The following is a 7263-nucleotide window of genomic DNA, read 5'->3' on the forward strand; positions in this document are numbered from 1 at the left end:
CGGCCTCGGCGCCGTCGCGGCCGTCGTGACCGCGCCCTTCGGCCTCGCCGCCCTCGTCGCCGGGCACGTGGTCCGGGCCTACCTGTTCTCGCCCGCGATCGTCGCCAGTGCCGGGCGCATCGTCCCGGTGACGAATGGGCGCCTCGTCCGGATCCTGACGCCGATCACGCTCTGTGCCGGGGCGATGGCCGGGCTCGTGCTGCTCGTCCAGAGCCCGCTCGACGCCGCCCTCGGGGATCGGGTCGGCCTCTTCGCGGCAATCGGCATCGGGATCGTGGCCTATCTGGGTCTCGCCTGGCTCCTCATGCGGGACACGCTCCGCACGGCGCTCGGCTTCTTTCTGCGTCGTGCCGCCTGATCTGCACCCTCCGCCAACCTTTCTGGACGACATTGTCCACCGAAGGTCGCGGCCGGCGGAGACGGTTCATCGGCGGCGGGTGCGCGTTCAGACGGTGCGGGACCATGACGGGACAGGCGGTGCCCATCGGAACAGGTGCGCCGGCCGCGTCCCTGCTGGCGGATCGCGTCGCGGTGTTCCTGCTCGGCGCGGCCCTGAACTTCAACGTGCTGACCTCGACTTTCGGGCTGCCGTTTCAGCGCCTGTCCGATCTTCTCCCGTTTTTGCTCATCCCCTGGCTCGGGCTGCGCCGCGCCGTCATCGCGGAAGCTTTGCGTCAGGCCGCGCCGCTCGCCGGCATCCTGGTGCTCATCGCGGCCTCGCTGGTGCTGAAGGCGCACAAGCAGGCCGGCGACGTCTACCTGACCCTCGTCCTCCTGCTCTACGTGGTCCAGGCGTTCATCCTGCTGGTCATGTTCCGCGACCGGCGCGTCGAGGAGGCGTTCTGCATCGGCCTGCTCGCCGGCCTGCTCGCCTCCCTCGCCGTGCTGCTGCTCGCCGCTTCGGGCCTGCAGCTCGAACGGTTCGGGCTCGCGGTCCCCACGGACGGGCTCGACGAGGAATTGAAGCTGTTCGTGCAGGACAAGCAGGGTGGCCTCTGGGCCTCGGGAAACGAGACCGGCCATGTCTTCGCCCTGGGCGGGGCGGCGTCCCTGGTGCTCAGCCTGCGCTATCGCCTGAAGGCGATCTATCTCGCCTATTTCGCGGCCCTGCTGGCGAGCTTCCCCTTCACCAACAACCGCGCCGGCCTGTTCATGCCGCTGCTGTTCCTCGGCCTGCTGATGCGGCGGAACCTCAAGGCGCCCGCCGTGCTGGCCGTATTCGGTGTGCTCGGTCTTCTGCTCGTGGCCTGGGCCGTGACGGGGGAGATCCCTCTGCCGGGAACCCTGTCCCAGGCGATCGAGCGGCGCTTTGCCGAAGATCGCAACGTCACGGGCAATTTTGACGAGCGGTTCCTGTCGGGCGTGACCGCGCTCCAGCTCGTCGTTGAATACCCGTTCGGCGTCGGCGAGGTCGCCAGGCGGGAGGAACTTCAGGCGCTGACCGGCCTCGTGACGCCGCATAACGGCTTCGTCTCGCTGGCGCTTCAGAGCGGCATCGCGGTGGCGCTGCTGCTCCTCTCCGGTCTGGGCCGGATCCTGCTGGCGCCCGCCGCCTTCGGGCCGTTCCTGACCTACAGCGCCCTGTTCCTCATCCCGTCGCTGATGTTCGAGGAGCTGTCGGTCAACCAGTATTTCCTCTTCTTCATGGGCTTCATCCTGGCATCCCTCGCCCTGCCGCCCGACCGCGCGGCATCCGCGACCGGCCAGCGACCCTGAGGGCCGGCCGCGCCGCCGCGATCTGCGACGGCGCGGCCGCTGCCATCACCGCATGACGAAGGGGTTCTCCGGCGCGTCGCGGCTGGTCGAGATCCAGACGCTCTTGGTCTCCAAGAACTCGCGGATCGACTCGATGCCGCTCTCGCGGCCGATGCCGGAGCGCTTCATGCCGCCGAACGGCATCATGTAGCTCACCGCCCGGTAGGTGTTCACCCAGACGGTGCCGGCCCGCAGCCCCTTCGACATCCGCATCGCGCGGCCGATATCCTGCGTCCAAACGCCGGCGGCGAGCCCGTAGATCACGTCGTTGCCGAGCCGGAGCGCCTCGGCCTCGTCCTCGAAGCCGATGATCGACAGGACCGGGCCGAACACCTCCTCCTGGGCGATACGCATGTCGTTGGTGACGCCGGTGAAAATCGTCGGCTCGACGAACTGGCCGCCGAGCACGCCGGGACCGGAGGCGGGATTGCCGCCGAAGACGCAGCGGGCCCCCTCGCTCTTGGCCAGCGCGATGTAGTCGAGCACCTTCGTGTATTGCGGCGGCGTGGTGATCGGCCCGATATTGGTGTCCGCCTGCATCGGGTCGCCGAGCTTGGCGGTTCGGGCGAGTTCGATCAGTCGGTCGGTGAATTCCTGGCGGATGCTGTTCTGAACCAGCAGGCGCGAGCCGGCGATGCAGGTCTGCCCGGTGGCCGCGAAGATGCCCGAGATCGCGCCAGCGGCGGCGGCCTTCAGGTCGGCATCGGCGAAGACGATGTTGGGCGACTTGCCGCCGAGTTCCAGGGAGACGCGCTTGATCTGGCGCGCGGCCGCTTCGTAGACCTTCGCGCCGGTCACGTCAGAGCCCGTGAAGGTGATCTTGGCAACGTCCGGATGCTCGACGATCGCGCTGCCGGCCTCGCCGCCGAAGCCGGTGATGACGTTGAACATCCCGTCGGGCAGCCCCGCCTCCTTGGTGAGCCGGGCGAATTCCAGCGTGCTGGCTGAGGCGAACTCGGAGGGCTTCACCACGACCGCGCAGCCGGCCGCGAGCGCGGGCGCGCATTTCCAGGCCACGAACAGGAGCGGCGAGTTCCACGCCGTCAGCGCCCCGACCACGCCCACCGGCTCGTGCCGGGTGAACGCGAAGGTCTCGGGCTTGTCGATCGGCACCTGGGCGCCCTCGACCTTGTCGGACAGCCCCGCATAGTACCACCACCATTCCGGCTGGTAGCGGGTCTGGCCGTACATCTCGGCGAACAGCTTGCCGTTGTCGCGGACCTCGACCTCGGCGAGAGCCTTCGCTTCGCGCTCCACGAGGTCGCCGATCCGGCGCAGCACCTTGCCGCGCGCGGTGGCCGTCATGGTGGCCCAGGGGCCCTCCCACATGGCGCGCTTGGCGGCGGCCACCGCCCGGTCGACATCGGCCCGCCCGGCACGTGGGATCCGGGCCCAGGGCTCACCGCGATAGGGATCGATGGACTCGAACCACGAGCCCTCGACCGGATCGACGAATTGCCCGTCGATGTAGAGCTGGTAGGTCTTCACGGCGCGCTCCTCCGACTGCGGATGCGCGCCATATGGATCCGGGGCCCGCCTCCGGCGAGCCCGGCCGTCTCAGGCGTTGGCGCTGAGGCGCTTGATGTCGGCGTCGACCATCTCGGTGATCAGGGCCTCCAGGCTGGTCTCGGCCTCCCAGCCGAAGGTCGCCTTCGCCTTGGCGGGGTTGCCGAGCAACACTTCCACCTCCGCGGGCCGGAACAGCGCCGGGTCGATGACGAGGTGGTCGTCCATGGTCAGGCCGACATGCTTGAACGCGATCGCGCACATGTCCCGCACCGTCGTGGTCCGGCCGGTGGCGATCACGTAATCGTCCGGGCGGTCCTGCTGCAGCATCAGCCACATCGCCTGCACGTAGTCGCGGGCGTGGCCCCAGTCGCGCTTGGCGTCGATGTTGCCGAGCCGCAGCTCCTTCTGCGTGCCGAGCTTGATCCGCGCCACCGCGTCCGTGACCTTGCGGGTCACGAACTCGACCCCGCGCAGCGGGCTCTCGTGGTTGAACAGGATCCCGTTCGACGCGTGCAGCCCGAAGCTCTCCCGGTAGTTGATGGTCATCCAGTGGGCGTAGAGCTTGGCCACACCGTAGGGCGAGCGCGGGTAGAACGGCGTCGACTCGCTCTGCTTGGCCTCCTGGATCAGGCCGAACATCTCCGAGGTCGAGGCCTGGTAGTAGCGCGCCTGGGGGGCGACCGAGCGCAGGCATTCCAGCATGTGCGCGGCGCCGAGGCCGGTCACCTGCCCGGTGAGAAGCGGCTGCTGCCACGACGAGGTCACGAAGGACTGGGCGGCGAGGTTATAGATCTCGTCGGGCTTGGCGGCCTGGACGATGCGCATCAGCGCCGAGAGGTCGAGCAGGTTGCCGTCGACCAGCTCGACATCGTCGAGGATGCCGAGCCACTTCAACCGGTGGTCGAACACGCCGGCATGGCTGGAGCGCCGCACGATGCCGGTGACGGCGTAGCCCTTCTGCAGCAGCAGCTGCGCCAGATAGGCGCCGTCCTGGCCCGTCACACCCGTGATCAGCGCTCGCTTGGCCGTCATGAACCCGTCCCGTCCCGAAGATGCCCGGCTGCTACGACCGCAACGGGCCGCGCGTCAAGGCGAGGTGTCGACATCAGTATTGTGCCAGGCGAGCGGGGCCGGACTGGCCCATCACCAGACTAGCGTCGCAGAGGCACGGCCAACCGCAATGGATGTGCGGCATATGTGCGGCGTGACTAAGGTCGCGCGAGCCAGTCCGTCACACCGCTGAGCGAGCGGAATTCCTCGACGGCGTGGACGCGTGCCGCCGGGAGGGCGGCCCGGGCCATCGTGGCGAGGGCATGCCCCGGCCCGAGTTCGAGCACGCGGTCCGCGCCGTACTCGCGGCATGCCTCAAGGCAGGCGGCCCAGTCGATCGTGCGCGAGATCTGAAGCGCCAGCTTCTCGCGACCGTCCGCGTCGCGAAACACCGTGCTCCCGTCCAGCCCGCTGACCAGGCGCGGCGCGCGGGCCGGCGGACGGCGCGGCGACACCGCGGCGAGCGCGTCCCGAAAGCCCACCGTTGCGGCATCCAGCAGGGGCGTATGCGACGGCGTGTGGACGGGCAGGACCACGGCCCGCTGCGCGCCCGAGCCGGTCGCATCCCGGCACAGCGCCGCCAGCGCCTCGCGCGGACCGCCGACGACGCCGCTGTCGGCCGCGTTGCGGATGGCGATGTGGCAACCGTGGCGTGCCGCAAGATCCGCGAGCGCGTCGAGGCTCAGACCGCGGATCCCCGCCAGCCCGAACCCCGCGCCGGAAGCGGCATCCATGGCCTCCGCGCGTCGCGCAGCGAGAGCGAGCACGTCCGCGTGGTCGAGGCGTCCGGCGACGCCCCACGCCGCGAGATCGCCGATGCTGTAGCCGGCCACGATCGAGCGGTCCGATGCCGCCCCGGCCAGCGCCCGCCACGCCGTCAGGGCGGCGACGCAGCACAGGATCTGACCGGTCCGGTTCGCCTGCAGGTTGTCGCCGCCCGCGCGGGCCAGGTCGCGCGGATCGGTGCCGCCGAGAAGCGGTCTGGCGGAAGCGAACACCTCCTGCGCGGCCGGATGATCGGCCGTGAGGTCGAACATGGCCGGGTGCTGGCCGCCCTGCCCGGAGAGGAGGATCGCGAGGGTCATGCCGGGCCGGGGCCGCGCAGGCCCGCGACCGCCTGCAGGGCTAGACGGTCCAGGCTCTTGGCGAGCACCGAACCGTCTTCCGGCGCGTCGCGCAGCTCGCGCCAGTGCAGACCGGCGCCGTCCGGCAGCAGGATCTCCCCATCGATGCCCATCGGTGCCGTCTCAGCCACGGCGGCGATACCGTCGAGAAGACCGACCGGCACCGGAACTCGGCACGGCCAGAGCAGGTCGAGGTCGGAGGCGGCGCTCAGGTAGGTGAGGCCCGTGACAGCCTGCCAGAGGAGGCTGCCGAAGGGGCGCGGCACCAGGCCGTGCCGTCGGCCGAGCGCCGTGAGGGCGTCGACGGCCGGACCCCATGACGCCGGGGCGTCGGCGGCGGCCTCGGCGAGGCTCACCGCCGGTACGGGCGACAGCGCGGATGCCGGCAGGGCGAGCCCGATCCGCCGCTTGCCGTCCGCGGGCGGCAGCGGCAGGCCGAGCGGCACCGCGTCGCCGGTCTCACCGGGAACACGGCGGCGGACGATCAAGGGCCGGCCCGCCGCGGCCCAGCCCTCCAGATGGGGGACGGCGCAGAGATCGGGCCGGTCCGCGCGCCACGCGTCCCAGGCCGCCGGATCGACGCGGACGAGGTCGTGGCGTCGGAAGGGCTCAGCCAAGGCGCGCCTGATCGGCGACGGCCGCCGCGACGGTGTGGGCGACCGGGCGGCCGCCCCGCTCGGCGCCCAGCCGGTCGCGGACGTCCTCCGCCTCCATCGTGTCGATCACCGCGCGGATCTGGCCGCCAAGGGGCCGGTCCTGGTCCAGAACGACGTGGACGGCACCGGCCGCCACCATGTTGTCGAGGCCGGGGGCGAAGACGGGGGTCGACTTGGCCATCTCCTCAAGGGTGTCGAGGGGCAGCTTGGTCACCCGGGCGACGGACGGCAGATCCATGACGCTGGGATTGGCCCCGGGCAGCGCCGCCAGGACCCGCGTCGCGAGGGCCGTGGCGATGAAGGCGCCGGCGGCCGAGTGGCCGTAGATCAGCCCGATCGTCGGATGGCCCGACCGGTCCGCCAGGAGCAGCGCCTTGGCGAGATGGGCGAGGCATTCGTTGAGACCCAAAAGCTCGTCACGGCGGCTCATGCGCTGGCTGTCGGAATCCACCGCCACCAGGATCGGCGCGCGGTCGCCGGTGCGCACGGCATTGAGCACGGCGCGCGACAGGACGAGCGCCCCGTCGACGCCGAGGGGCGTGTCGCCGTCGATGCCCACCACGTGCATCGGGCCGTCCCCGAACGGACCGGTGCCGGTCACGAGGCCCTCGCGCACCGCGACCGCGTGGCCCTGCGGGAAGAGGGAGGCGAGGATCTCAGCGAGCGTCATGGTCGGCCTCCGGGCTTCGTGCCACGGTCTCCGCGAAGGCGTCCGTATCCATTGCCGGCACGGATTCGGGATCGTTCACGCCCAGGCGGGCCCAGGCATCCGTGGCGTCGCGGCAATCGCCGAACCGGTCGATCCGGGCTTCCAGGCGGGCCTGCTCGGCCTCGAGGGTGTCCAGGTCGAAGGCCGGCGCGCGGCCGACGAGATCGCGGGCGGCCTTGCGGAAGGCCGAGACGGTGTCGGCGCAGAAGGCGTCGGCACCCCCGATCAGGCGGCGGTGCTTGCCGCCCATGGTGCGCCAGACCAGCGCCCGGTCGCGGGAATCGAATTCCTCCGCGCCCTTGTTGGTCTCGATGACCTCGGGGCCGGACACCGAGATGCGGCCGCCCTCCGAGACCGCGAGCCGCGAGCAGGTGCCGGCGATCAGGCCGCCCGCCGCCGTAGCAGCCGGCCCGGCCGCCGATCAGCCCGATCACGGGGATGCCTGCGACGCGCACATCGA

General features: G+C 71.0%; 6 protein-coding genes and 2 pseudogenes. 2 read left to right on the top strand and 6 right to left on the bottom strand.

Features of this window, described 5'->3' with window-relative positions; translation table 11 throughout:
* Together I53_RS11400 and I53_RS11405 are read left to right on the top strand one after the other, a co-directional pair.
* A pseudogene (locus I53_RS11400) lies at positions 1-358 on the top strand (lipopolysaccharide biosynthesis protein); the annotation flags it as partial.
* 119 nt (positions 359-477) lie between these two features.
* The gene (locus I53_RS11405; RefSeq protein ID WP_251982299.1) at positions 478-1716 is read left to right on the top strand and encodes a hypothetical protein; all 1239 of its coding nucleotides are present in this window, start codon (positions 478-480) and stop codon (positions 1714-1716) included.
* 45 nt (positions 1717-1761) lie between these two features.
* Here the strand turns inward: I53_RS11405 and I53_RS11410 are convergent, their stop codons facing one another.
* The 6 genes and pseudogenes from I53_RS11410 to I53_RS11435 all read right to left on the bottom strand — a co-directional run.
* On the bottom strand, positions 1762-3243 hold the full coding sequence (locus tag I53_RS11410) for an aldehyde dehydrogenase (protein WP_043350639.1): 1482 nt from the start codon (positions 3241-3243) through the stop codon (positions 1762-1764).
* A gap of 69 nt (positions 3244-3312) precedes the next feature.
* On the bottom strand, positions 3313-4296 hold the full coding sequence (gene gmd / locus I53_RS11415; protein ID WP_043350641.1) for a GDP-mannose 4,6-dehydratase: 984 nt from the start codon (positions 4294-4296) through the stop codon (positions 3313-3315).
* Between the two features lie 176 nt (positions 4297-4472).
* Positions 4473-5399: an acyltransferase domain-containing protein gene (locus I53_RS11420; protein ID WP_043350644.1), complete on the bottom strand. Its 927-nt coding sequence runs from the start codon at positions 5397-5399 to the stop codon at positions 4473-4475.
* Positions 5396-6055 (bottom strand): malonate decarboxylase holo-[acyl-carrier-protein] synthase, encoded by a 660-nt coding sequence (mdcG, locus tag I53_RS11425; protein ID WP_043350646.1) that lies wholly within the window; start codon positions 6053-6055, stop codon positions 5396-5398. The genes I53_RS11420 and mdcG overlap by 4 nt, the downstream gene beginning before the upstream one ends.
* On the bottom strand, positions 6048-6764 hold the full coding sequence (gene mdcE / locus I53_RS11430; RefSeq protein ID WP_043350649.1) for a biotin-independent malonate decarboxylase subunit gamma: 717 nt from the start codon (positions 6762-6764) through the stop codon (positions 6048-6050). The genes mdcG and mdcE overlap by 8 nt, the downstream gene beginning before the upstream one ends.
* Positions 6751-7263 (bottom strand): annotated as a pseudogene (locus tag I53_RS11435) (biotin-independent malonate decarboxylase subunit beta); the annotation flags it as partial. The pseudogene I53_RS11435 and the gene mdcE, both read right to left, overlap by 14 nt.

The organism is Methylobacterium sp. B1 (genome assembly GCF_000333255.1).
GTDB lineage: Bacteria > Pseudomonadota > Alphaproteobacteria > Rhizobiales > Beijerinckiaceae > Methylobacterium > Methylobacterium fujisawaense.